19 protein-coding genes are annotated in these 24,500 nt (G+C 50.5%); 15 read left to right on the top strand and 4 right to left on the bottom strand.

Features of this window, described 5'->3' with window-relative positions; all coding sequences use genetic code 11:
• Positions 1-35: 35 nt before the first annotated feature.
• Positions 36-809 (bottom strand): peroxide stress protein YaaA, encoded by a 774-nt coding sequence (gene yaaA, locus IEV89_RS11465; protein WP_188473647.1) that lies wholly within the window; start codon positions 807-809, stop codon positions 36-38.
• A gap of 400 nt (positions 810-1,209) precedes the next feature.
• On the opposite strand from yaaA, the gene tal reads away from it, so the two are divergent.
• From tal to IEV89_RS11450, 3 genes are all read left to right on the top strand, one after another.
• The gene (tal, locus tag IEV89_RS11460) at positions 1,210-2,163 is read left to right on the top strand and encodes a transaldolase (protein ID WP_188473646.1); all 954 of its coding nucleotides are present in this window, start codon (positions 1,210-1,212) and stop codon (positions 2,161-2,163) included.
• 181 nt (positions 2,164-2,344) lie between these two features.
• Complete coding sequence (mog, locus tag IEV89_RS11455; RefSeq protein ID WP_188473645.1) at positions 2,345-2,932, top strand: molybdopterin adenylyltransferase; 588 nt, start codon at positions 2,345-2,347, stop codon at positions 2,930-2,932.
• A 127-nt stretch (positions 2,933-3,059) separates the two neighbouring features.
• Entirely contained in the window at positions 3,060-4,382 is a 1,323-nt protein-coding gene (locus IEV89_RS11450) for an MFS transporter (protein ID WP_188473644.1), read from the top strand.
• Positions 4,383-4,456: 74 nt separating this feature from the next.
• Here the strand turns inward: IEV89_RS11450 and satP are convergent, their stop codons facing one another.
• Entirely contained in the window at positions 4,457-5,029 is a 573-nt protein-coding gene (gene satP / locus IEV89_RS11445; protein WP_188473643.1) for an acetate uptake transporter, read from the bottom strand.
• A gap of 320 nt (positions 5,030-5,349) precedes the next feature.
• Here satP and dnaK point away from each other — a divergent pair, with 320 nt between their 5' ends.
• The 4 genes from dnaK to nhaR all read left to right on the top strand — a co-directional run bounded on the left by dnaK (position 5,350) and on the right by nhaR (position 10,841).
• Complete coding sequence (dnaK, locus tag IEV89_RS11440) at positions 5,350-7,251, top strand: molecular chaperone DnaK (protein ID WP_188473642.1); 1,902 nt, start codon at positions 5,350-5,352, stop codon at positions 7,249-7,251.
• Between the two features lie 100 nt (positions 7,252-7,351).
• A complete protein-coding gene (gene dnaJ, locus IEV89_RS11435; protein WP_188473641.1) occupies positions 7,352-8,482 on the top strand; it encodes a molecular chaperone DnaJ in 1,131 nt (376 codons plus the stop codon).
• A gap of 241 nt (positions 8,483-8,723) precedes the next feature.
• Complete coding sequence (gene nhaA / locus IEV89_RS11430; protein WP_188473640.1) at positions 8,724-9,905, top strand: Na+/H+ antiporter NhaA; 1,182 nt, start codon at positions 8,724-8,726, stop codon at positions 9,903-9,905.
• Positions 9,906-9,950: 45 nt separating this feature from the next.
• Positions 9,951-10,841, top strand: coding sequence for a transcriptional activator NhaR (gene nhaR / locus IEV89_RS11425; RefSeq protein ID WP_188473639.1), 891 nt, complete (start codon positions 9,951-9,953; stop codon positions 10,839-10,841).
• An 82-nt stretch (positions 10,842-10,923) separates the two neighbouring features.
• On the opposite strand, the gene rpsT is transcribed toward nhaR, so the two are convergent.
• Positions 10,924-11,187 carry a 30S ribosomal protein S20 gene (gene rpsT, locus IEV89_RS11420; RefSeq protein ID WP_188473638.1) on the bottom strand — a complete coding sequence of 88 codons (264 nt, stop codon included), beginning with the start codon at positions 11,185-11,187 and terminating at the stop codon, positions 10,924-10,926.
• Between the two features lie 450 nt (positions 11,188-11,637).
• On the opposite strand from rpsT, the gene ribF reads away from it, so the two are divergent.
• The 5 genes from ribF (at position 11,638) to ispH (ending at position 17,378) form a co-directional block, all read left to right on the top strand.
• The gene (gene ribF, locus IEV89_RS11415) at positions 11,638-12,576 is read left to right on the top strand and encodes a bifunctional riboflavin kinase/FAD synthetase (protein ID WP_188473637.1); all 939 of its coding nucleotides are present in this window, start codon (positions 11,638-11,640) and stop codon (positions 12,574-12,576) included.
• Positions 12,577-12,647: 71 nt separating this feature from the next.
• Positions 12,648-15,464, top strand: a complete 2,817-nt coding sequence (ileS, locus tag IEV89_RS11410) for an isoleucine--tRNA ligase (protein ID WP_188473636.1) — start codon at positions 12,648-12,650, stop codon at positions 15,462-15,464.
• Positions 15,464-15,970: a signal peptidase II gene (gene lspA, locus IEV89_RS11405; protein ID WP_188473635.1), complete on the top strand. Its 507-nt coding sequence runs from the start codon at positions 15,464-15,466 to the stop codon at positions 15,968-15,970. The genes ileS and lspA overlap by 1 nt, the downstream gene beginning before the upstream one ends.
• Positions 15,971-15,973: 3 nt before the next feature.
• Complete coding sequence (fkpB, locus tag IEV89_RS11400) at positions 15,974-16,444, top strand: FKBP-type peptidyl-prolyl cis-trans isomerase (protein WP_188473634.1); 471 nt, start codon at positions 15,974-15,976, stop codon at positions 16,442-16,444.
• Complete coding sequence (gene ispH / locus IEV89_RS11395) at positions 16,425-17,378, top strand: 4-hydroxy-3-methylbut-2-enyl diphosphate reductase (RefSeq protein WP_188473633.1); 954 nt, start codon at positions 16,425-16,427, stop codon at positions 17,376-17,378. The genes fkpB and ispH overlap by 20 nt, the downstream gene beginning before the upstream one ends.
• 77 nt (positions 17,379-17,455) lie before the next feature.
• Here the strand turns inward: ispH and IEV89_RS11390 are convergent, their stop codons facing one another.
• Positions 17,456-18,331, bottom strand: coding sequence for an SMP-30/gluconolactonase/LRE family protein (locus tag IEV89_RS11390; RefSeq protein ID WP_188473632.1), 876 nt, complete (start codon positions 18,329-18,331; stop codon positions 17,456-17,458).
• Positions 18,332-18,689: 358 nt separating this feature from the next.
• Here IEV89_RS11390 and dapB point away from each other — a divergent pair, with 358 nt between their 5' ends.
• From dapB to carB, 3 genes are all read left to right on the top strand, one after another.
• Entirely contained in the window at positions 18,690-19,511 is an 822-nt protein-coding gene (gene dapB / locus IEV89_RS11385; protein ID WP_188473631.1) for a 4-hydroxy-tetrahydrodipicolinate reductase, read from the top strand.
• Between the two features lie 478 nt (positions 19,512-19,989).
• Positions 19,990-21,147, top strand: a complete 1,158-nt coding sequence (gene carA / locus IEV89_RS11380) for a glutamine-hydrolyzing carbamoyl-phosphate synthase small subunit (protein WP_188473630.1) — start codon at positions 19,990-19,992, stop codon at positions 21,145-21,147.
• 16 nt (positions 21,148-21,163) lie between these two features.
• Complete coding sequence (gene carB / locus IEV89_RS11375) at positions 21,164-24,388, top strand: carbamoyl-phosphate synthase large subunit (RefSeq protein WP_188473629.1); 3,225 nt, start codon at positions 21,164-21,166, stop codon at positions 24,386-24,388.
• Positions 24,389-24,500: the final 112 nt, after the last annotated feature.

Genomic DNA, 24,500 nt, shown 5'->3' with positions numbered 1-24,500 from the left:
GCGAGGGTTTTTTTATATCTGTCATATTATAAAAATCAGCGCTCAGGGCGGGTAAATACCAGCTCGTTGCCCTGCGAGCGCGATTCGTCAAACTGGTAGCCTTCCAGATTGAAATCCTGCAACTGCTTCGGCTTATCCAGACGTTCTTTAATAATGAAACGACTCATCAGACCGCGCGCTTTTTTGGCATAAAAACTGATGACTTTATAGTTGCCGTTCTTCTGGTCAAGAAATATGGGTTTGATGATTTCACCGTCGAGTTTCGCGGGTTTCACTACTTTGAAATATTCATCCGAAGCCAGGTTGATCAACACCTTGCTGCCTTGCTGGCTCAGTAGGCTATTGAGTTTCTCGGTGAGTAAATCCCCCCAGAAGGCATACAGATTGGCACCTTCTGCGTTTGGCAGGCGGATACCCATTTCCAGCCGGTAGGGCATCATCAAATCAAGGGGACGGAGTAAACCATACAGTCCGGACAGCATGCGCAGATGATTTTGTGCGAAATCAAAATCCTCCGCGCTGAAATCTTCTGCCTGCAAACCGGTATACACATCGCCTTTGAAGGCCAGAATTGCCTGACGCACATTGTCTGGCGAGAAATCCGGCTGCCAGTCATTGAAGCGCTCAGCATTGAGCAGTGCGAGCTTGTCGCTGATCCCCATCAGACTTGAGATTTGTGCTGGGGTCAATGTGCGGGCGATATTCATTAATTGGCTGGATTTATCCAGTAATTCGGGCTGGGTGAAACGTTCTGTCACCAGCGGGCTTTCGTAATCCAGAGTCTTGGCAGGAGAAATAATGGTTAGCATAGTCGCATCCGTTTGGTCGGCTGTCGGTTTAAATTAAACAATCTGTATGGGATTACTGTAACAAATAAATGGCATAAAACCGGCTAAAAAAGTCGCGATGAAGGGCTCTGAGCGGAAATTTCAGCGATAGGTAAAACGTAATTTTCTGACGGATCAGATTTTTGGCGTCATATGTCCATCCCGCGCATCTTTATCACCGCGTGATCGTCTGTTTTTCGCGGTAGCGACACGGATATATTTGGCTGGGGTGCGTGATTTTTGTTCCGCGAGAACTCTTTTTAAATCGGGGTTGTCTCGTCGCTATATCTGCCTTGCGCCTGGCTTTTTGCATGTTATCATCAAGCAAAGGCAAGGCATGAAAATGCCTCAACGATAATATATAAACGATGAGATATGCCAAATGACCGATAAACTGACCTCACTACGCCAATTGACTCAAGTTGTTGCAGATACCGGGGATATCGCGGCAATGAAGTTGTATAAGCCGCAAGATGCCACCACTAACCCGTCTCTGATCCTCAATGCAGCGCAAATTCCTGAATATCGCAAACTGATCGACGAGGCGATTGCCTGGGCGAAAGATCAGAGTAGCGATCGCGATCAACAGATCATTGATGCCGCAGACAAGCTAGCGGTAAACATTGGTCTTGAAATCCTTAAGCTGGTTCCCGGCCGTATTTCTACCGAAGTTGACGCGCGTCTTTCCTATGATACCGATGCCAGCATCGCTAAAGCTCACCGTTTGATCAAACTCTACAATGATGCGGGTATCAGCAATGACCGTATCTTGATCAAACTGGCCTCTACCTGGCAGGGCATCCGCGCTGCAGAAAAACTGGAAAAAGCCGGTATCAACTGTAACCTGACGCTGCTGTTCTCCTTTGCTCAGGCACGTGCTTGTGCTGAAGCGGGTGCCTACCTGATTTCGCCATTCGTTGGCCGTATCCTCGACTGGTACAAAGCCAATGGCGACAAAAAAGAGTTCGCTCCGCATGAAGATCCAGGTGTTGTATCCGTGACTGAAATTTACGAATACTACAAACAGCATGGCTATGAAACCGTCGTCATGGGCGCAAGCTTCCGTAACATCGGTGAAATCATCGAGCTGGCCGGTTGTGACCGTCTGACCATCGCGCCTGCATTGCTCAAAGAGCTGGCAGAAAGCGAAGGTGCGCTGGAGCGTAAACTTTCTTACACTGGCGAAACCAAATCCCGTCCAGAGCCACTGACTGAATCTCAGTTCTACTGGGACCACAGCCAGGATCCAATGGCTGTCGACAAACTGGCTGACGGCATTCGTAAGTTTGCTATCGACCAGGGCAAGCTGGAAAAAATGATTTCTGATCTGCTGTAATTACCGTCACTCAGCAATCATTCCTGATGTTAAAAGGCAGCCTGGCTGCCTTTTTTTATGTGCATCTGCCAGGAAATTTTTTCCTTAGATGAAACTCGTGCTGCACTTATCGATATACTGAATTTTTACTGCTCAGCATGGTGACTGTGCAGGCCGTTAAAAAATGACGTGGAGAACAGGCATGGATAAATTACGAATTGGTCTGGTATCGGTATCTGATCGCGCCTCAAACGGTATCTATCAGGATAAAGGGATCCCGGCGCTGGAAGCCTGGCTTGAGCGCGCGCTCATCACGCCATTTGTACTGGATAAAAAACTTATCCCTGACGAACAGTCATTAATCGAACAAGCCATTTGTGAGTTGGTAGACGAAAGTGGCTGCCAACTGGTGCTGACGACCGGGGGAACGGGTCCAGCCCGGCGTGATGTGACTCCTGATGCAACGCTGGCGATAGCCGATCGCGAGATGCCTGGCTTTGGCGAACAGATGCGCCAGATCAGCCTGCATTTTGTGCCTACCGCCATTTTGTCTCGTCAGGTGGGGGTTATCCGCAAGCAGTCGCTGATTTTGAATCTGCCGGGCCAGCCGAAATCGATCCAGGAAACGTTGGAAGGCCTGAAAGACGCAGACGGTAATGTGATTGTGTCCGGTATTTTTGCCAGCGTGCCTTACTGTATCCAACTGCTCGACGGCCCTTATATCGAAACCCATGAGGTGGTAGTAGCAGCTTTTCGTCCTAAGAACGCCCGCCGCGATACAAAAAACTAAAATTGAGCTATTTCTGACATAAGATTCAGCCACTGTGGTGTGAAAAATATTTGCCGCTATAGTAATGATTACTTTACATGAAGCGGCTAAAGCCCTTTTTCTCTACTCTGGTGCTATACGGTATCTTATGCAACACGCAAATAATCGCCGGCTGAACCGGCAAGATTTTAAAACCTTATCTCTTGCAGCATTAGGTGGCGCACTCGAATTCTACGATTTCATCATCTTTGTCTTCTTCGCTGCGATCCTTGGCGACCTGTTCTTTCCGGCAGACATGCCTGACTGGTTACGACAGGTACAAACCTTCGGTATTTTTGCTGCCGGTTATCTGGCACGTCCGCTAGGTGGCATCATCATGGCGCACTTTGGTGACCTGGTAGGCCGCAAGCGCATGTTCAGCCTGAGTATCTTACTTATGGCCTTACCAACGCTGGCGATGGGGTTGTTGCCGACTTACGCTTCGATTGGCATTGCTGCGCCGTTATTGCTGTTGTTGATGCGCGTTTTGCAAGGCGCAGCGATTGGAGGAGAAGTGCCGGGCGCCTGGGTGTTCGTGGCCGAGCATGTGCCGCGTAAACGCATCGGTTTTGCCTGCGGCACGCTAACCGCAGGGTTGACGGCCGGTATTTTACTCGGCTCCCTTGTTGCCACACTGCTTAACAGCACGCTCTCTCCGGCAACCATGAGTGATTATGGCTGGCGTATTCCGTTCTTCCTCGGTGGAATATTTGGCTTGTTCGCCATGTATTTGCGCCGTTGGTTGCAGGAAACACCGATTTTCCTGGAGATGAAAGCCCATAAGGCACTGGCTGCAGAGATGCCGCTGAAGTCAGTGGTGGCGAATCATAAAAAGGAGATCATTGTTTCCATGATCATGACCTGGCTGTTGTCGGCCGGTATCGTCGTGGTGATTCTGATGACACCGACTTATCTGCAAAAGCAGTTGGGGATCCCAGCAGCCCAGGCACTACAGGCTAACTGTCTGGCGACCATAGCACTGACCTTTGGTTGTGTAGCCGCAGGATGGATTGTTGACCGGTTGGGCGCGAGCAAGACGTTTATTTTTGGTAGCTTGTTCCTTGGCATCTGTACGTGGTTGTTCTATCACGTGGTGGCTGCTGACCCATCAAAACTGATGCTGATGTATACCTTGGCTGGTTTTAGTGTGGGTGTGGTGGGCGCAGTGCCTTACGTACTGGTTCGCGCTTTCCCAGCGGAGGTGCGTTTCACCGGAATATCCTTCTCTTATAATGTGGCCTATGCCATTTTCGGCGGGCTGACACCGATTTTTGTCACCTTAATTATGCGTATTACGCCGATGGCACCTGCTTATTATGTTTTGGCGCTGTCTGTGATTGGTTTGCTGACCGGTATTTACCTCAGCCGAGATTTAAACAGTGAAACCAAGGGAAAAGACAAATTTACCGAACGTGCGCTCTCCGGGCGATAGTGCCCTGATAAAAAGCCCCGACAGTATCTCGATAACTGTCGGGGCTTTTTATTACGTGAACGATAAGAAAGGGGTTATGCGCTTTTCATTACGCCAATCGGTAATACTGTACGGTCATACTGCTCATTCAGCATTTCAGCCATGGCCAGGTAAATAGCGCTGGCACCGCAGAAGATGCCTTCAAAACCTGCAAATCGCAGTAGCGCAGCATTGCCAGTCATATTACCTACGGCCAGCAGGGCAAATAAAAGGGTTAGGCTGCCGAAAATGACCTGTAATCCCCGGTTTGCTTTGAGTGTGCCAAAAAACATGAACAGCGTGAAAATGCCCCACAATCCAAGGTACGCGCCGAGGGCGCTTTCACTGCTGGCATCGGCAAGGCCCATGCGTGGCAGCATCAGAATACCGACCAGGCTCAGCCAGAATGCGCCGTAAGAAGTAAAAGCCGTGGTACCAAATGTGTTGCCCTTTTTGAATTCCATTACGCCTGCCAGAATTTGAATCAGGCCGCCGTAGAAAATCCCCATGCTGAGGATCACCGCAGTCAGCGGGAAGAAACCAGCATTGTGTAAATTCAATAAGATCGTTGTCATGCCAAAACCCATTAGACCCAAAGGGCCGGGATTAGCCATCGTTTTACTGTGCATATGTCCTCTGAACTCTAAATTATTATGAATAAATAACAGGGCTATAGCCGCTTGCGAACGGGCTAAAAAGTCCACATATCGTCAGAGGCGCGCGGCATCATAATGAGGTGCTGGCGAGCAAACATTGATCTGGCGTAACTGCAGTTGAAGATTTTTTTTCATCGAACCCCTTGATGCTGGCTCGCATGGCCCCATCTTATTCTCAACCGCAGTTGTTACCGCCGGTAAAACAGCGATATCGGACAGTTGAAATCAAATAAAATGTCCGCATATAGAGTAGCAACCTGACCGATTATGAATTTTTAGTGGAGGCGTTTGAAATGGGTAGAATTATTGGGATCGACCTGGGTACCACCAACTCTTGTGTGGCTATTATGGATGGTACTACTGCACGTGTGCTGGAGAACGCCGAAGGCGATCGCACAACTCCTTCCATCATTGCTTATGCAGCAGATGGCGAAATCTTGGTAGGTTCACCGGCTAAACGCCAGGCTGTAACCAACCCGCAGAACACGCTGTTTGCGATCAAGCGCCTGATTGGCCGCCGCTTCCAGGACGAAGAAGTGCAGCGTGACAAAGGCATTATGCCTTACCAGATCGTTGGCGCTGACAATGGCGATGCCTGGATTGACGTTAAAGGCCAGAAAATTGCACCTCCGCAGATCTCTGCTGAAGTGTTGAAGAAAATGAAGAAAACAGCCGAAGATTATCTGGGCGAACCAGTAACTGAAGCCGTTATCACTGTACCTGCATACTTCAATGATGCACAGCGTCAGGCAACTAAAGACGCCGGTCGTATCGCAGGTCTGGAAGTAAAACGTATTATCAACGAACCAACCGCAGCGGCTCTGGCCTACGGTCTGGATCGTGAAATTGGTAACCGTACCATTGCGGTATATGACTTGGGCGGCGGTACTTTCGATATCTCTATTATCGAAATAGATGAAGTTGATGGCGAAAAAACCTTCGAAGTACTGGCAACCAATGGGGATACCCATCTGGGTGGTGAAGACTTCGATAGCCGTCTGATTAACTACCTGGTTGAAGAGTTTAAGAAAGACCAAGGTATGGATCTGCGTAACGATCCGCTTGCGATGCAACGTCTGAAAGAAGCAGCAGAGAAAGCGAAAATCGAACTCTCTTCTGCGCAACAGACCGACGTCAACCTGCCGTACATCACTGCTGATGCGACAGGTCCAAAGCACATGAACATCAAAGTGACCCGAGCCAAACTTGAGTCACTGGTTGAAGATTTGGTTAACCGTTGTATTGATCCGCTGAAAGTGGCTCTGAAAGATGCAGGTCTTTCTGTTTCCGATATTCAGGACGTGATCCTGGTCGGTGGGCAGACACGTATGCCAATGGTTCAGAAGAAAGTGGCTGAATTCTTCGGTAAAGAGCCACGTAAAGACGTAAACCCGGATGAAGCCGTTGCTATCGGTGCTGCGGTTCAGGGCGGCGTTCTGTCTGGTGATGTTAAAGACGTTCTGTTGTTGGATGTGACTCCTCTGTCTCTGGGTATCGAAACCATGGGCGGTGTGATGACTCCACTCATCACCAAGAACACCACGATCCCAACTAAGCACAGCCAAGTGTTCTCTACCGCTGAAGACAATCAGTCTGCGGTAACCATCCACGTTGTGCAGGGTGAGCGTAAACGTTGTGTTGATAACAAGTCGTTGGGTCAGTTCAATCTGGACGGCATTCAGGCAGCACCGCGCGGTATGGCGCAGATCGAAGTAACCTTCGATTTGGATGCCGATGGTATCCTGCATGTTTCTGCTAAAGATAAGAACACGGGGCGTGAGCAGAAAATCACCATTAAAGCTTCTTCAGGTCTGACCGAAGAAGAAATCCAAAAAATGGTGAACGATGCAGAAGCCAATGCCGAGTCGGATCGCAAGTTCGAGGAGCTGGTTCAGACTCGCAACCAAGCGGATCATATGGTCCACAGTACGCGTAAACAACTCGAAGAGACTGGCGATAAACTGCCTGCTGAAGACAAAACTGCTATCGAGGAAGCCCTGAAGGCACTTGAAGGTGTCATCAAAGGCGAAGATAAAGCAGATATTGAAGCTAAACTTCAGGCCCTGGTTCAGGTGTCCGGTAAGTTAGCGGAAATGGCTCAGCAGCAAGGTCAGCCAGAAGGCAGTGATGATAACGCGAAGAAAGATGATGACGTTGTTGATGCTGAATTCGAAGAAGTCAAAGACAAGAAATAATCGCCCTTAAGCGGGCACAGTAAATTCGTTTTTACTGAAAACCAGCACGGGCGTCGAGGAAACTCTACGCCCGTGCACGCATGTTGAGGGCAGGAAAAGTATGGCGAAGCAAGATTATTACGAGCTCTTGGGCGTATCAAAAACGGCCGATGAGCGCGAAATCAAAAAGGCGTATAAGCGCCTGGCAATGAAGCATCACCCAGACCGCAACCAGGGCGATAAAGACTCCGAAAGCAAATTTAAAGAGATCAAAGAAGCATACGAAATTCTGACCGATGCGCAGAAACGTGCTGCTTATGACCAGTACGGCCATGCGGCTTTTGAACAAGGCGGTATGGGCGGTGGGTACGGCGGTGGTGGTGGTGCAGAGTTCAGCGACATCTTCGGTGACGTATTTGGTGATATCTTCGGTGGTGGCCGTCGTCAGCGTGCCAGCCGGGGTTCCGACCTGCGCTATAATATGGATCTAACGCTTGAAGAAGCTGTTCGTGGTGTCACCAAAGAAATCCGTATTCCAACGCTTGCTGAATGTGATGTTTGCCACGGCAGCGGTGCGAAAGCGGGAAGCTCTCCGGTCACCTGTTCAACCTGTCACGGTGCAGGTCAGGTACAAATGCGTCAGGGCTTCTTTACTGTGCAGCAGGCCTGTCCAACCTGTCAGGGGCGCGGAAAGGTTATCAAAGATCCTTGTAACAAGTGTCATGGCCATGGCCGCGTAGAACGCTCTAAAACGCTGTCAGTGAAGATCCCGGCGGGTGTGGATACTGGCGACCGTATTCGTCTCGAAGGCGAAGGTGAAGCGGGTGAACATGGTGCCCCGGCTGGCGATCTGTACGTACAGGTTCAGGTCAAGGCGCACAAAATCTTTGAGCGTGAAGGCAATAATTTGTACTGTGAAGTGCCGATCAACTTTGCGATGGCTGCGCTCGGTGGCGAAATCGAAGTACCCACGCTTGATGGTCGGGTAAAACTGAAGGTACCTGCGGAAACGCAGACCGGCAAACTGTTCCGTATGCGTGCGCGCGGTGTTAAATCTGTCCGTGGAGGTGCGCAGGGTGACTTGCTTTGCCGTGTTGTTGTCGAGACTCCCGTTAGTCTCAATGACAAGCAGAAGCAGCTGCTGCGTGATCTGGAAGAGAGTTTTGGTGGGGCGTCTGGTGAGAAAAACAGTCCGCGATCTAAAAGCTTTCTAGATGGTGTGAAAAAGTTTTTCGATGATTTGACCCGCTAATCTGCATACTGCCTTAGGCAGAAGCTGAAACCTCTTCAATCCCCGTCAGCGGCTAAGCGACGGGGATTTTTTGTTTTTGCCGAGCCAGAAATAACATCCATGATGAAAAATAGTTTGCGAAAGATCGGTAATTACGAGCTGTAATAGAGTAATAATCGATTTTTTCCGAATCATAATAAACGGTATCATGTCTCATCTGTGTAGATACAGTCTGCTTAACATGCATAACAGGAGATTCAGGGTGCCGAATATTATTCGTCAATTTTTACGAATGGAGGCTGCAGGTGGCATCGTATTGATCGTTGCCGCCTTGTTCGCGCTGGCCATGGCCAATACATCATTAGATACGCTATACCACGCATTTCTAAACATACCGGTCACGCTGCGTATTTCAGACCTGCTGATTGATAAGCCTTTATTGCTGTGGATTAACGACGGGCTGATGGCGATTTTCTTTCTGATGATTGGTCTTGAAGTGAAACGAGAGCTGCGTGAAGGGGCATTGTCAAGCCGGGAGCAGGCGCTTTTCCCGGCGATCGCAGCCATAGGTGGCATGGTCGCTCCGGCGTTGATTTATCTCTTATTTAACGGAGCCGATGACGTAGCGCGTCAGGGTTGGGCAATCCCTGCAGCCACTGATATCGCGTTTGCGCTGGGTGTCATGGCGCTGCTCGGATCACGTGTCCCAACCAGTCTTAAAGTTTTTTTACTGGCGTTGGCCATCATCGATGATTTGGGCGCAATTGCTATCATCGCGCTGTTCTACAGCCATGATGTTTCTACCACTGCGTTAGGTCTGGCGGCATTGTCTGTCGCTGTTCTTGCCTGGCTTAACTGGCGCGGTGTCGCCAGGTTAACGCCGTATCTGCTGGTAGGCATGGTGCTTTGGGTCTGTGTGCTGAAATCGGGCATTCATGCTACGTTGGCGGGGGTGATCCTGGGTTTCTTTATCCCATTAGATACTAAGAAAAAAGTGTCTCCGGCGCGTCGGCTTGAGCACGGCATTCATCCGTATGTCGCATGGTTTATCCTGCCATTGTTTGCATTTGCTAATGCGGGCGTTTCGTTTCAGGGTGTCTCCGGAGAGCAGATTTTCTCATTATTACCCGTAGGGATTGCCGCCGGTCTACTCTTGGGGAAACCTATAGGGATCATGCTTTTCAGCGGTATCGCCGTGAAAATGGGGATTGCTCGTTTGCCGTCTGGCATTAACTTTAAGCAGATCGCTGCGGTGTCAGTGCTCTGTGGTATTGGGTTTACTATGTCGATTTTTATCGGTTCGCTAGCCTTTGCGAAGGCAGATCCTGCGCTGATGATCTACGCCAAAATAGGTATTTTGTTGGGTTCAACGATGTCAGCGGTCATTGGTTATCTTATGTTGAATAAGCTGCTACCGAAAAAGACAGGTTCTCAGGTCGAATAAACAGGGATTGTGCAGTCTGCATATCTACTGCAATAGGGGCCAGATATGTCACATATTAATTTTAATCATCTGTATTACTTCTGGCAGGTTTGTAAAACCGGTTCGGTGGTGGGGGCGGCAGAGGCACTGTTTCTGACACCGCAAACCATCACCGGGCAGATAAAATCGCTGGAAAACCGGTTGGGTGGAAAGCTTTTTAAACGACAGGGGCGCGGATTGATCCCTTCGGAACTGGGGCAACTGGTGTTCCGCTATGCTGACAAGATGTTTACGGTGAGCCAGGAGATGCTGGACATTGTGAACTACCGAAAGGAATCCAGCCTGCTGTTTGATGTTGGGGTCGCGGATACGCTTTCCAAAAGGCTCGTTAGCCGTGTGCTCGACGCCGCGGTGGCAGAAAATAAAAGTATTCACCTGCGCTGTTTTGAATCCACACACGAAATGCTGCTGGAGCAGCTTAGCCAGCATAAACTGGATATGATTTTGTCCGACTGTCCGGTGGATTCAACGCAGCAGGAAGGGCTTTTTTCTGTGAAATTGGGGGAAAGCCCTATTAGTTTTTATTGTCGAGAACCTGCTGACGATGGTGCTTTTCCTGCCTGCCTTGAAAAACGGCCTTTACTTATCCCCGGCAGGCGCTCGATGTTGGGGCGTAAACTGCTCAATTGGTTTAACAGTCAGGGGCTGAAGGTACATATTCTGGGGGAATTTGATGATGCGGCACTGATGACCGCTTTTGCGAGAAACCACAATGCAATTTTTGTGGCGCCTTCAATCTACTCTGCTGACGTATTTTTGGATGAAGGAATTGTAGAAGTTGGGCGTGTCGATGGGCTTTTGGAGGAGTACTACGTGATTTTTGCGGAGAGAATGATCCAACACCCCTCGGTGCAGCGTGTTTGTCACACGGACTTCACTACGTTATTTGATGCCTGAGACAAGGCCTGATGCCTAAATTGTAGAGATAAAAAAACCGGCAGAAGCCGGTTTTTTTATCAAGCAGGACAACGAAATGCGATTATTGCATTGCGCTGATTGCCGCCGTAAGGTTTGACTTATGACGTGCTGCTTTGTTCTTGTGGATCAGACCTTTACAAGACTGACGGTCCACAATTGGTTGCATTTCGTTAAATGCATTTTGTGCAGCAGCTTTGTCGCCTGCTGCAATAGCCATGTGTACCTTTTTGATAAAGGTACGCATCATTGAACGGCGGCTCGCGTTATGCTTACGACGTTTTTCTGACTGTACGGCGCGTTTCTTAGCTGATTTGATATTAGCCAAGGCCAACTCCCAAATATTTTTCTATTGATGAACAATTCAAAGGCCGAGGAATATGCCTTTTCGGTCTTCTGTTGTCAACGGATTTGTGCAAATAAGCGCCGTTTCTACATTCAAACGGGGTTCAAACTTCAATCGACGCTTGTTACGTTGTGATGGCGCAGGATTTTAACAGCTTCCCACCTTGGAATACAGTCTTTCGCAAGAAAATTCGACAGGAGAGTGGTAATCCAGCCAACGGGAAGCATTAAGGCTTTGTTTCAGCTAAAAGTCACGCTTTCCCTACCAAGAATGAAATATTTTCCTCGGTACGCTTCCCTTTGTGCCGACATAACTGTCGTATGGCAAAGAGAATGCGGTGATCGGGTGAATCGCTGGTTAACCTCGGAGGCTGTACAAGGTATAATCCGCCGATTTCCACCGTTATGCGTCAGCTATGGATTTGAGCCAGCTATGGAGCTAATTCGCGGGATACACAATATTCGGGCACGCCATCATGGCTGTGTGCTTACTATAGGTAATTTTGACGGCGTTCATCGCGGTCATCAGGCATTGATAGAACAGTTGAAGCTGGAAGGGCGGAAACTGGGCGTACCGGTTATGGTGATGATTTTTGAACCACAACCTCTCGAATTGTTTGCCGGAGATAAAGCACCAGCCCGGCTCACCAGTTTACGAGATAAAGCCAAATATCTGGCAGAATGCGGCGTTGATTATCTGCTTTGTGTGCGTTTCGACCCCCGATTTGCAGCCAATATTGCCCAGGCCTTTGTCTCGCAATTGTTGGTTGAAAATCTGGGCGTGAAGTTTCTGGCTGTTGGTGATGATTTTCGTTTTGGCGCAGGGCGGCTGGGCGATTTTCCGCTTTTGCAAAAAGCCGGAGCCGAATATGGTTTTGATGTCATCAGTACCCAGACTTTCCGGGAAGGTGAGCACCGCATTAGCAGTACGGCAATTCGTGATGCATTACGCGATGACGATCTGCAACTGGCAGCGCATCTTTTAGGCCATCAGTTCAGTATTTCAGGGCGTGTAGTTCACGGAGATAAGCTTGGCCGAACTATCGGCTTCCCAACAGCAAACGTACCGTTAAAGCGTGTAGTGTCGCCGGTCAGAGGTGTCTATGCCGTGGACGTGTTAGGTTTGGACGCCAAGCCTCTGCCAGGGATTGCCAATATTGGCATACGTCCGACAGTTGGCGGCGTGCGTAAACAGTTAGAAGTACACCTGCTCGATACGACGATGGATTTATATGGGCGCCACATTGACGTGGTGCTGCGCGCGAAATTGCGCAATGAACAGCGTTTTGCCTCGCTTGATGCGTTAAAGCAACAAATTGCGAGCGATGAAGTGACGGCCCGGAAGTTCTTTGGACTACCTTTACAACGCTAACTATTTTTGACAGGCAAATGGGCGCAAAACCTGAGCCTGACATCCAGCCAAAAAACGGAACTGAGAATCTAATGAGTGACTATAAGAACACCCTGAACTTGCCGGAAACAGGGTTCCCGATGCGTGGCGACTTGGCCAAGCGTGAACCTGACATGCTGAAAAATTGGTATGAACAGGATCTGTACGGGATTATTCGCGCAGCCAAGAAGGGCAAAAAGTCCTTTATTTTGCATGACGGCCCTCCGTATGCGAACGGCAGCATTCATATTGGTCACTCAGTTAACAAAATTCTTAAAGACATTATTATCAAGTCTAAGGGCATGGCGGGTTTCGACTCGCCCTATATCCCGGGCTGGGACTGTCATGGTCTGCCAATCGAACTGAAAGTTGAACAGCTGATTGGTAAGCCGGGTGAGAAAGTGACAGCGGCGGAATTCCGCACAGCCTGCCGTCAATACGCTGCTGAGCAGGTTGAAGGTCAGAAACAGGACTTCATCCGCTTAGGTGTGTTGGGCGACTGGGATCATCCCTATCTGACCATGGACTTCAACACGGAAGCCAACATCATCCGTGCGCTCAGCAAAATCATCGGCAATGGCCATCTGTTAAAAGGTGCTAAACCGGTGCACTGGTGTACCGATTGCCGTTCGTCACTGGCTGAAGCTGAAGTCGAATATTATGACAAGGTCTCACCTTCCATTGATGTTGCGTTTCATGCCGTTGATCCTGCTGCGGTGGCTGAAAAATTTGGTGCCAGCGCATTTGAAGGCCCCGTGTCTCTGGTTATCTGGACTACCACGCCGTGGACCATGCCGGCTAACCGAGCGATCTCCCTAAACCCAGAGTTTGCTTATCAACTGGTCCAGATTGAAGGTCAATGCCTGATCCTTGCGACCGACCTGGTGGAAAGCGTAATGAAACGCGTCGGTATAGCAGAATGGACTGTACTGGGCGAATGCCAAGGTGCCGAGCTCGAACTGCTGCGTTTCAAACATCCGTTCCTCGATATCGACGTACCGGCAATTCTTGGCGATCACGTTACGCTGGATGCCGGTACTGGTGCGGTTCATACCGCCCCGGGCCACGGTCCTGATGACTATGTTATCGGCCAGAAATATGGTCTGGAAGTGGCGAACCCTGTCGGTCCGAATGGCTGTTACCTGCCAGGTACTTATCCGACGCTGGACGGCAAATTCGTCTTTAAAGCCAACGACCTGATCGTTGAGCTACTGCGCGAAAAAGGCGCACTGTTGCACGTTGAAAAGATGAACCACAGCTATCCGTGCTGCTGGCGTCATAAATCGCCGATCATCTTCCGTGCAACACCACAGTGGTTTATCAGCATGGACCAGAAAGGCCTGCGAGCGAAATCACTGGAAGAGATCAAAGGCGTGCAGTGGATCCCGGAATGGGGTCAGGCACGCATCGAAAATATGGTAGCGAACCGTCCTGACTGGTGTATTTCGCGTCAGCGGACTTGGGGTGTGCCTATGTCTTTGTTCGTTCACAAAGACACCGAGGAGCTGCATCCGCGTACGCTAGAATTGATGGAAGAAGTGGCGAAACGTGTAGAAAAAGACGGTATTCAGGCATGGTGGGATTTAAACCCAGCCGACATCTTGGGCGCTGATGCTGCAGATTACGTGAAAGTACCTGATACGCTGGACGTCTGGTTTGACTCAGGTTCAACCAGCGCCTCGGTTGTCGGTGTTCGCCCTGAATTTAACGGCCACGAAGCGGATATCTATCTGGAAGGTTCTGACCAGCATCGCGGTTGGTTTATGTCATCACTGATGATTTCCACCGCCATGAAAGGTAAAGCGCCATACAAGCAGGTACTGACTCACGGTTTCACTGTGGACGGCCAGGGCCGCAAAATGTCCAAATCCATCGGCAACACCATCGCTCCGCAGGACGTGATGAACAAGCTGGGTGGCGACATTTTGCGCCTGTGGGTGGCGTCAACGGATTACACCGGCGAAATCGCCGTGTCCGATGAGATCCTCAAACGTGCTGCCGACTCTTACCGCCGTATCCGCAACACCGCACGTTTCCTGTTGTCGAACCTTAACGGCTTCGACCCGCGGCAACATTGCGTGAAACCGGAAGAGATGGTAGTGCTGGACCGCTGGGCCGTTGGCCGTGCGCTAGCTGCACAGGAAGAGATCATTGCCGCTTACGAGCGTTATGATTTCCACGGTGTGGTACAGCGCTTGATGCAGTTCTGCTCGGTTGAAATGGGCTCGTTCTATCTTGATATCATTAAAGACCGTCAGTACACCGCGAAAAGCGACAGCATAGCTCGCCGTAGTTGCCAGACCGCGCTTTATCATATCTCCGAAGCGCTGGTGCGCTGGATGGCACCGATCATGTCCTTTACTGCTGACGAGATTTGGGCTTTCCTGCCGGGTTCCCGCGAGAAATTCGTCTTCACCGAAGAGTGGTACGAAGGTCTGTTTGGCCTAGCGGCTGACGAATCGATGAACGATACCTTCTGGGATGAGCTGCTGAAAGTCCGTGGTGAAGTGAATAAAGTGATTGAGCAGGCGCGTGCTGATAAACGTCTGGGCGGTTCGCTTGAAGCGGCAGTGACATTGTTCGCAGATGATGCACTGGCGGCAGACCTGCGCTCTCTGGGCAATGAACTGCGCTTTGTGCTGCTGACCTCTGGCGCACGCGTCGCGTCGCTGGCTGAAGCGGATAGCAGCGCACAGGTGAGCGAAATGCTTAAAGGCCTGAAGATTGGTCTGGAAAAAGCTGAAGGTGACAAATGTCCGCGCTGCTGGCATTACACCAATGACGTCGGCCAGAACGCGGAACATAGCGAAATCTGTGGCCGTTGTGTGACTAACATTGCCGGCGACGGCGAAGAGCGTAAGTTTGCATAATGACTAAACCTTTATGTTCTACCGGACTCCGCTGGCTTTGGCTGGCGGCTTTAGTCATCATCATGGATCTTGGTAGTAAGTTTCTGATTATGGGGAACTTCCAATTGGGTGAATCCATGCCGTTGATTCCGTATCTGAATCTGTTTTATGCACAGAACCATGGTGCAGCATTTAGTTTTCTGGCGGACAAGGGCGGCTGGCAGCGTTGGTTTTTTGCCGTGATAGCGTTGGTTATCGTGATTGCGTTGATCGTGCTGATGTACCGCAGTAACGCTAAGCAGAAGATCAATAATATCGCCTACGCCATGATTATCGGCGGGGCGTTGGGTAATCTGTTTGACCGCATGGTGCACGGTTATGTCATCGACTTTATCGATTTCTACGTCAATGACTGGCATTACCCGACGTTCAATCTGGCTGACAGCTTTATTTGTATCGGCGCAGTGCTGGTGGTGATCGAAGGCTTTATCGCTAAGCCGACTTCTGCGGCTAAAAGCAAAGGATAAGACATGTCTGAACAGGTGAAACACGACAGCGCGGTATTGGTGCATTTTACGTTGAAGCTGGAAGACGGCTCGACGGCCGAGTCCACGCGTGGCAATGGCAAGCCTGCGCTATTCCGTCTTGGCGATGGCAGCCTTTCAGATGCGCTGGAAAATCAACTCCTGGGCTTGACGGTGGGTGATAAACGCACATTTACTCTGGCTCCTGAATCGGCTTTCGGTTCCAAAAGCCCTGATCTGGTGCAGTATTTCTCGCAGCGTGATTTTCAGGAAACCGGCATTCCTGATGCCGGTACCATCATGTTATTTACTACTCGTGATGGCAGCGAAATGCCAGGCGTTGTGCGTGATGTGACTGAGGATTCAATCACCGTTGATTTCAACCATCCGCTGGCAGGCCAATATATCGATTTTGATATTGAGGTACTGGAGATTGATCCTCAAACGGAGGAGAAGCATGCAAATACTGCTGGCTAATCCGCGAGGATTCTGTGCGGGTGTCGATCGCGCGATCAGCATTGTTGAGCGCGCACTAGAGCTTTATGGCGCACCGATTTACGTGCGCCACGAAGTCGTACATAACCGTTATGTGGTCGACAGCCTGCGACAGCGCGGTGCTATTTTCATTGAGCAAATTAGTGAAGTGCCTGATGGCTCGATCCTGATTTTCTCTGCTCACGGCGTCTCTCAAGCGGTGCGTGCTGAAGCGAAATCGCGTGACCTGACAATGCTATTCGACGCCACCTGCCCGCTGGTCACCAAAGTGCATATGGAAGTGGCGCGTGCCAGCCGGAAAGGCACTGAAGCGATTCTGATTGGTCACGCTGGTCATCCTGAAGTGGAAGGCACTATGGGTCAGTACAGTAACCCCAAAGGGGGAATGTATCTGGTCGAGTCGCCTGCTGATGTCTATAAATTGCAGGTTAAAGATGAAAAAAACCTGTGTTTTATGACACAAACAACGCTGTCGGTTGATGATACCTCCGAGGTGATTGATGCTCTGCGAGACCGGTTCCCGAGTATTATCGGCCCGCGGAAAGATGATATTTGCTATGCGACGACTAACCGCCAGGAAGCCGTGCGCAATCTTGCAAATGATGCCGATGTGGTGTTGGTCGTCGGTTCGAAAAACTCCTCGAACTCGAACCGTCTGGCGGAACTGGCACAGCGTGTCGGTGTGCCTTCCTACCTCATTGACTCTGCGGCAGATATTCAGGAGGTCTGGCTGAAAGATGCGCAACGTATCGGCCTAACCGCTGGCGCTTCTGCTCCTGATATTTTGGTGCAGGATGTGATCAACAAGCTGAAAACGCTGGGTTGTGCAGATGTGGTCAATATGGAAGGGCGCGAAGAGAGTATCGTGTTTGAAGTGCCGAAAGAGCTGCGGGTTGACGTTAAACAGATTGACTAGCAACGCCCCAGATTGAAAGCGACATTATAAAAGCGGTCAGTGAAAACTGGCCGCTTTTATATTGACGGTGACCCGTCCTAAATCGCGTTGAGACGGAACAGATTTTGTGGCGTACCCACGACAGACGTTTGTACGTGCAAGAGTGCGCCATCCCATTCTCCTGCCGAGGTGAGGCCTTTACGGGCTGAGGTGATAAACAGCTCGGTCATATCGGGTCCGCCAAACGTGCAGCAACTGGGCTGGGTCACCGGAACAGGGAGCGTATCGAGGGTGAGCAATTCACCCTGATTAATTTTCTGCCGCAACAAACATTTTCCGCCCCAGCAAGCCGTAATCAAGGTGCCATCCTGAGAAACGGCAGACCCGTCAGGTGTTTTATCACCGGAAGAAAAACAGGAAATTTTCAGCGGATTAATGCACCTTGCGTTCGCCGAGTAAAAACGTTTCTTCATGCTGTCCGCAAACCAGACCTTACCTTCGTGCCATGCCAGTGTATTGGTGATGCCCACGTTATCCATCATCAGCACCGGTTTTTCATCTGCCCGTTCATAGCGATACCACGCACCAATCGTCTGTTGTTCCTTAAGATCCATCGTGCCAAACCACAAAGAACCATCGGGCGCGATAGCGGCTTCATTGGGCCGTGTGCCTTGTGCGCCAGCATAGTCACACAACTTTTCGCTTTTGCTGAGGGCGTAGTCGTAAAGATGTAACCCATCCTGTGAGACCAGTAGAAAACGATTCAGAGACTCCGTTAATAGCACCGCGCTGGTCAATGCCGGTAGTTCGCGTGTTTCGGTTTTTTGTTGGGAAGGCCAATAGCGCAGCAGCTTTAGGTTAACAATGTCGACCCAAAGCAGCGATTGTGTCCGCTGGCACCAGACCGGAGTTTCACCTAAATCAGCCCGGTAGTCGCCAATGGCTGTGATTGCGGAACGAAAAAATACGGACATGCTTAGCTCTCCTGCAAACGGTTAACGCTGAATCTTTTTCTGATAGTCAGTCTAGTCTGGCTTTGGTCGGAGAGGGTAGAAGAATAGGTATAAACTATGGGACGAGAAGCAATATGCAGATTGTTTGCATGATTATGCGAGAGCCGTGCTATGCCGGAAAACGCGTCATATCTCTTTGGTTCGTCAGCTATTAACATGATTATGCTTATTAAGTAACCGATAAGTCGATGTATTTTACTGATATTAACCAAGCTATATCATTAATTTCTAATTATTTGGCAATTTTGCTGGCTCTGTTCCTGAGGGGTCGCTAACCTGATTCTGCTTTATGCAGAACACATCTATTAAGAGAGAAATTATGAGTAACGCTGATATTCGCATGGCAATTGCGGGCGCGGGTGGCCGCATGGGACGGCAGCTGATTCAGGCTGTTTCGCAGGCTGAGGGAGTCGTACTTGGCGCGGCGCTTCAGCGCAAAGGATCTTCTCTGGTCGGTACCGATGCAGGAGAACTCGCGGGTGTGGGCCGCTTAAATGTGACGGTGAGCGACAGCCTTGATGATGTGGTGGACGATTTTGACATACTGATCGACTTTACCCGTCCAGAGGGCACGCTGGCATACCTGGAGTTTTGTCAAAAACACCATAAAAGCATCGTCATCGGTACTACCGGCTTTGATGATGCGGGTAAGGTCGCCATTGCGCAGGCTGCAGAAGCCATTCCAGTGGTCTTTGCCGCGAATTTCAGCGTGGGTGTCAATTTAGTTCTTAAGTTACTGGAGAAAGCCGCCAAGGTGATGGGCGACTATACTGACATCGAAATTGTCGAAGCTCATCATCGCCATAAAGTTGACGCGCCTTCAGGCACCGCGCTGGCAATGGGCGAGGCGATCGCAGGTACGCTGGGGCGCGATCTGAAAACGTGTGCGGTTTATGCCCGTGAAGGCTATACCGGTGAGCGTGATCCGAAGTCCATTGGTTTTGCCACGATCAGAGCCGGCGACATCGTTGGTGAGCATACCGTGATGTTTGCTGATATTGGCGAGCGGGTTGAGATCACCCACAAGGCTTCCAGTCGCATGACTTTCGCGAATGGCGCGGTAAAAGCTTCAGTTTGGCTTTCATCGCAAAAAGAGGGGCTTTATAACATGAAAGATGTGCTCGGCTTGGATGATCTATAAGTTTTTCATACCATCGTGATGTGGTTGTTTTTATCATAATGTTTTGATAAAAGGGCGGTTTCTTGATTGCCCTTTTCTTTTTTTTGTTTTTATGTGGGTTTTAGTTTGTTTTATTAATGAAGTTGATTTTAGTATAAGTTTCCCTTCCTTTACTTGACCGTGACGGCGAAAAAATAGCCGTGGCCGCCATCTCTTTGATTAACACTCAACGTTTTTCTGCATTTATCAGACAAAACTCCTCGCAAACGGTTACCACTGAAAGATAGTCTGCTCTTTTATGGCAGTGGCGGCCTGTTTTCACTGAGTTCAGCAAAATAGAGAGAAATAATAGTGCTTTTGGTAGACAAACCAGGCTGCCATCATTAGAATGCGCCCAATTTGCCAAAAATTGTCTTCGGGGATGATTTTTGCATTGATTTAGATCGGTTAATCTGAATTAATATGCAAATAATATGATTTATTATTCCTGGAGGATGCTTTGATAAAGTCAGCGCTATTGGTTCTGGAAGACGGAACCCAATTCCACGGTCGGGCCATCGGGGCAGAGGGTACGGCAGTGGGGGAAGTGGTCTTCAATACGTCGATGACCGGTTATCAAGAAATCCTTACTGATCCCTCCTATTCCCGCCAGATTGTCACTCTCACTTATCCCCATATCGGTAATGTCGGCACCAATGCCGCAGACGCAGAATCTTCCGCAGTACACGCTCAGGGCTTGGTCATTCGCGACTTACCTCTTATTGCCAGCAACTACCGCAGTGAAGAAAACCTTTCTGACTACCTCAAGCGCAACAACATCGTTGCCATCGCCGATATTGATACCCGCAAGTTGACCCGTCTGTTACGTGAAAAAGGCGCACAGAACGGCTGCATTATCGCGGGCGATTCACCGGATGCTGAGCTTGCACTGCAAAAAGCCAAAGCCTTCCCTGGCCTGAAAGGCATGGATCTGGCGAAAGAAGTCACAACGCAGGAAGCCTATAGCTGGCAGCAAGGCAGTTGGACACTGGAGGGAGAATTACCGGAAGCGAAGAAAGAAGAAGAGCTGCCATTCCACGTGGTGGCTTACGACTACGGCGCAAAACGTAACATCCTGCGCATGTTGGTGGATCGCGGCTGCCGCCTGACGGTGGTTCCGGCGCAAACGCCAGCGGCTGATGTGCTGAAACTCAATCCGGATGGCATCTTCCTGTCCAACGGCCCGGGCGACCCAGAGCCTTGCGACTACGCCATCGCCGCTATCAAAACTTTCCTTGAAACCGATATCCCGGTCTTCGGTATCTGCCTCGGCCATCAATTACTGGCATTAGCCAGCGGTGCGAAAACGCTGAAAATGAAACTGGGCCACCACGGCGGTAACCATCCGGTTAAAGATATCGATAACAACGTGGTGATGATTACCGCGCAAAACCATGGTTTCGCAGTCGATGAAAACAATCTACCTGCGAACCTGCGTGTGACGCACAAATCGCTGTTCGACCACACGGTTCAGGGCATTCACCGCACCGATAAAGCGGCGTTCAGCTTCCAGGGCCACCCTGAAGCCAGCCCTGGCCCACATGATGCGGCACCGCTGTTCGATCACTTTATCGAACTGATTAACGCTTTCCGCGCTTCTCACAACAACGCCAAATAACAGGAGCGAATAAAAAATGCCAAAACGTACAGACATAAAAAGCATCCTGATCCTCGGCGCCGGCCCGATTGTGATCGGCCAGGCTTGTGAATTTGACTACTCGGGTGCGCAGGCGTGTAAAGCGCTGCGTGAAGAGGGTTACCGCGTCATTCTGGTGAACTCGAATCCGGCGACCATCATGACTGACCCGGACATGGCCGATGCGACTTACATCGAGCCGATCACCTGGGAAGTGGTGCGCAAAATCATTGAAAAAGAGCGTCCGGACGCCGTGCTGCCAACGATGGGCGGCCAGACCGCGCTGAACTGTGCGCTGGAACTGGAACGTCAGGGCGTGCTGGAAGAGTTCGGCGTGACCATGATTGGTGCCACCGCAGACGCTATTGATAAAGCCGAAGACCGCCGCCGTTTCGACGTGGCGATGAAGAAAATCGGCCTCGACACCGCGCGTTCTGGTATCGCACACAATATGGAAGAAGCGCTGGCGGTTGCTGCGGATGTGGGCTTCCCCTGTATTATTCGTCCGTCATTCACCATGGGCGGCACTGGCGGCGGTATTGCATACAACCGCGAAGAATTTGAAGAGATTTGTGAACGTGGCTTGGATCTTTCGCCAACCAAAGAGCTACTGATTGATGAGTCGCTGATTGGCTGGAAAGAGTACGAGATGGAAGTCGTGCGTGATAAAAACGACAACTGCATTATCGTCTGCTCAATTGAAAACTTCGATGCGATGGGCATCCACACCGGTGATTCGATCACGGTGGCACCAGCGCAAACCCTGACTGACAAAGAATATCAAATCATGCGTAACGCCTCGATGGCGGTACTGCGTGAAATCGGCGTAGAAACCGGTGGCTCGAACGTCCAGTTCTCGGTGAACCCGAAAAACGGTCGCCTGATCGTTATCGAGATGAACCCACGCGTATCACGTTCTTCCGCGCTGGCCTCAAAAGCGACCGGTTTCCCGATTGCCAAAGTGGCAGCCAAACTGGCGGTGGGTTACACCCTCGACGAACTGATGAACGATATCACCGGAGGTAAAACCCCGGCATCGTTCGAACCGTCCATCGACTATGTTGTGACCAAAATCCCTCGTTTCAACTTCGAAAAATTCGCCGGTGCCAATGACCGTTTGACGACGCAGATGAAATCCGTCGGTGAAGTCATGGCCATTGGCCGTACGCAGCAGGAGTCACTGCAAAAAGCGTTGCGCGGTCTGGAAGTGGGTGCCAGTGGTTTTGACCCGAAAGTCAGTCTGGATGACCCGGAAGCGCTGACCAAGATTCGTCGTGAGCTGAAAGAAGCCGGTGCTGAGCGTATTTGGTACATCGCTGATGCATTCCGTGCGGGTCTGTCCGTTGATGGCATCTTCAACCTGACCAACGTGGACCGCTGGTTCCTGGTGCAGATTGAAGAGCTGGTGAAACTGGAAAATGAGGTTGCCGAAGGCGGCTTCACGATCCTAACGCCGGAATACCTGCGCATGCTCAAGCGCAAAGGCTTTGCCGATTTGCGTCTTGCAACACTGGTCGGTGTTTCTGAAAGCGAAGTGCGCAAACTGCGCCATAAATATAATCTTCATCCGGTCTACAAACGCGTGGATACCTGTGCGGCGGAATTTTCAACGGATACCGCTTACATGTACTCGACCTATGAAGAAGAGTGCGAATCCAACCCGACCAACGACAAGCCAAAAATCATGGTATTGGGTGGGGGGCCGAACCGTATCGGCCAGGGCATTGAGTTCGACTACTGCTGCGTACACGCTTCACTGGCGCTGCGCGAAGACGGTTACGAAACCATTATGGTCAACTGTAACCCCGAAACCGTATCTACCGATTATGATACTTCTGACCGTCTGTACTTCGAATCCGTGACGTTAGAAGATGTGCTGGAAATCGTGCGTATCGAACAGCCTAAAGGCGTGATTGTGCAGTACGGTGGTCAGACACCATTGAAACTGGCTCGTGAACTGGAAGCCGCAGGCGTGCCAATTATCGGCACCAGCCCGGATGCGATTGACCGCGCCGAAGACCGCGAACGTTTTCAGCAGGCGGTTCACCGGTTGGGCCTGAAACAACCGGCTAACGCGACGGTTTCAACGATAGAGCAAGCGATTGAGAAAGCGCCTGGTCTGGGTTACCCGCTGGTGGTGCGACCTTCTTATGTGTTGGGTGGACGCGCGATGGAAATCGTCTATGACGACATCGACCTTCGCCGTTATTTCCAGAACGCCGTTATCGTGTCCAACGATGCGCCGGTGCTGCTGGACCGTTTCCTTGATGACGCGATAGAAGTGGACGTCGATGCTATCTGCGACGGTGAACGCGTACTGATTGGCGGCATCATGGAGCACATTGAGCAGGCTGGCGTTCACTCCGGTGATTCCGCTTGTTCTCTGCCGTGCTACACGCTGAGCAAGGAAATTCAAGACGTTATGCGCCACCAGGTTGAGAAACTGGCGTTTGAACTCTGCGTTCGTGGTCTGATGAACGTTCAGTTCGCGGTGAAGAACAATGAAGTCTACCTGATTGAAGTTAACCCACGCGCTGCACGCACCGTTCCCTTCGTCTCTAAAGCCACAGGCGTACCTTTGGCGAAAGTGGCAGCCCGCGTGATGGCCGGTCAGACACTGGCTCAGCAAGGCATTACCCAGGAAGTGATCCCGCCTTACTACTCGGTGAAAGAAGTGGTTCTGCCGTTCAACAAATTCCCTGGCGTTGACCCAATTTTAGGGCCAGAAATGCGCTCTACCGGGGAAGTGATGGGCGTTGGGCGCACCTTCGCTGAAGCCTTTGCCAAAGCCCAGTTGGGGAGTCAGTCCGGTATGAAAAAAACGGGGCGTGCTCTGCTGTCGGTCCGAGATGGCGACAAAGCCCGCGTGGTTGACTTGGCCGCGAAACTGCTGAAACGCGGTTTCGAGCTGGATGCCACTCACGGCACCGCAGTGGTATTGGGTGAAGCGGGGATCAATCCGCGTCTGGTCAACAAGGTACATGAAGGTCGACCACACATTCAGGACCGTATCAAAAACGGTGAGTATGTGTACATCGTCAACACCACGGCTGGCCGTCAGGCGATTGAAGATTCTAAACTGATCCGCCGCAGCGCGCTGCAGTACAAAGTACATTATGACACCACGCTGAATGGCGGTTTTGCTACCGCGATGGCGCTCTCTTCTGACCCAACAGAGCAGGTGATTTCAGTGCAGGAAATGCACGCGAAAATCAAAGGCTAATGGCATAATTGTCTGACAAAGGGCGCGGCGAAAGCTGCGCCCTTTGCTTTTATACCTCCTGACTTTTAGAAAGTTGCGTATGCTGAAGTAAATAAAATAAGACAAGAGACCT

This window comes from Hafnia psychrotolerans, assembly GCF_014639435.1.
GTDB lineage: Bacteria > Pseudomonadota > Gammaproteobacteria > Enterobacterales > Enterobacteriaceae > Ewingella > Ewingella psychrotolerans.
Note: the sequence above shows the minus strand (reverse complement) of the source record. Positions and strands in the feature narration are given on the sequence as shown.

What these genes read in the sequence shown, in the direction of transcription:
- yaaA (WP_188473647.1), bottom strand. Translation starts at nt 809, where the DNA reads ATGCTAACCATTATTTCTCCTGCCAAGACTCTGGATTACGAAAGCCCG.
- tal (WP_188473646.1), top strand. Translation starts at nt 1,210, where the DNA reads ATGACCGATAAACTGACCTCACTACGCCAATTGACTCAAGTTGTTGCA.
- mog (WP_188473645.1), top strand. Translation starts at nt 2,345, where the DNA reads ATGGATAAATTACGAATTGGTCTGGTATCGGTATCTGATCGCGCCTCA.
- IEV89_RS11450 (WP_188473644.1), top strand. Translation starts at nt 3,060, where the DNA reads ATGCAACACGCAAATAATCGCCGGCTGAACCGGCAAGATTTTAAAACC.
- satP (WP_188473643.1), bottom strand. Translation starts at nt 5,029, where the DNA reads ATGCACAGTAAAACGATGGCTAATCCCGGCCCTTTGGGTCTAATGGGT.
- dnaK (WP_188473642.1), top strand. Translation starts at nt 5,350, where the DNA reads ATGGGTAGAATTATTGGGATCGACCTGGGTACCACCAACTCTTGTGTG.
- dnaJ (WP_188473641.1), top strand. Translation starts at nt 7,352, where the DNA reads ATGGCGAAGCAAGATTATTACGAGCTCTTGGGCGTATCAAAAACGGCC.
- nhaR (WP_188473639.1), top strand. Translation starts at nt 9,951, where the DNA reads ATGTCACATATTAATTTTAATCATCTGTATTACTTCTGGCAGGTTTGT.
- ribF (WP_188473637.1), top strand. Translation starts at nt 11,638, where the DNA reads ATGGAGCTAATTCGCGGGATACACAATATTCGGGCACGCCATCATGGC.
- ileS (WP_188473636.1), top strand. Translation starts at nt 12,648, where the DNA reads ATGAGTGACTATAAGAACACCCTGAACTTGCCGGAAACAGGGTTCCCG.
- lspA (WP_188473635.1), top strand. Translation starts at nt 15,464, where the DNA reads ATGACTAAACCTTTATGTTCTACCGGACTCCGCTGGCTTTGGCTGGCG.
- fkpB (WP_188473634.1), top strand. Translation starts at nt 15,974, where the DNA reads ATGTCTGAACAGGTGAAACACGACAGCGCGGTATTGGTGCATTTTACG.
- ispH (WP_188473633.1), top strand. Translation starts at nt 16,425, where the DNA reads ATGCAAATACTGCTGGCTAATCCGCGAGGATTCTGTGCGGGTGTCGAT.
- IEV89_RS11390 (WP_188473632.1), bottom strand. Translation starts at nt 18,331, where the DNA reads ATGTCCGTATTTTTTCGTTCCGCAATCACAGCCATTGGCGACTACCGG.
- dapB (WP_188473631.1), top strand. Translation starts at nt 18,690, where the DNA reads ATGAGTAACGCTGATATTCGCATGGCAATTGCGGGCGCGGGTGGCCGC.
- carB (WP_188473629.1), top strand. Translation starts at nt 21,164, where the DNA reads ATGCCAAAACGTACAGACATAAAAAGCATCCTGATCCTCGGCGCCGGC.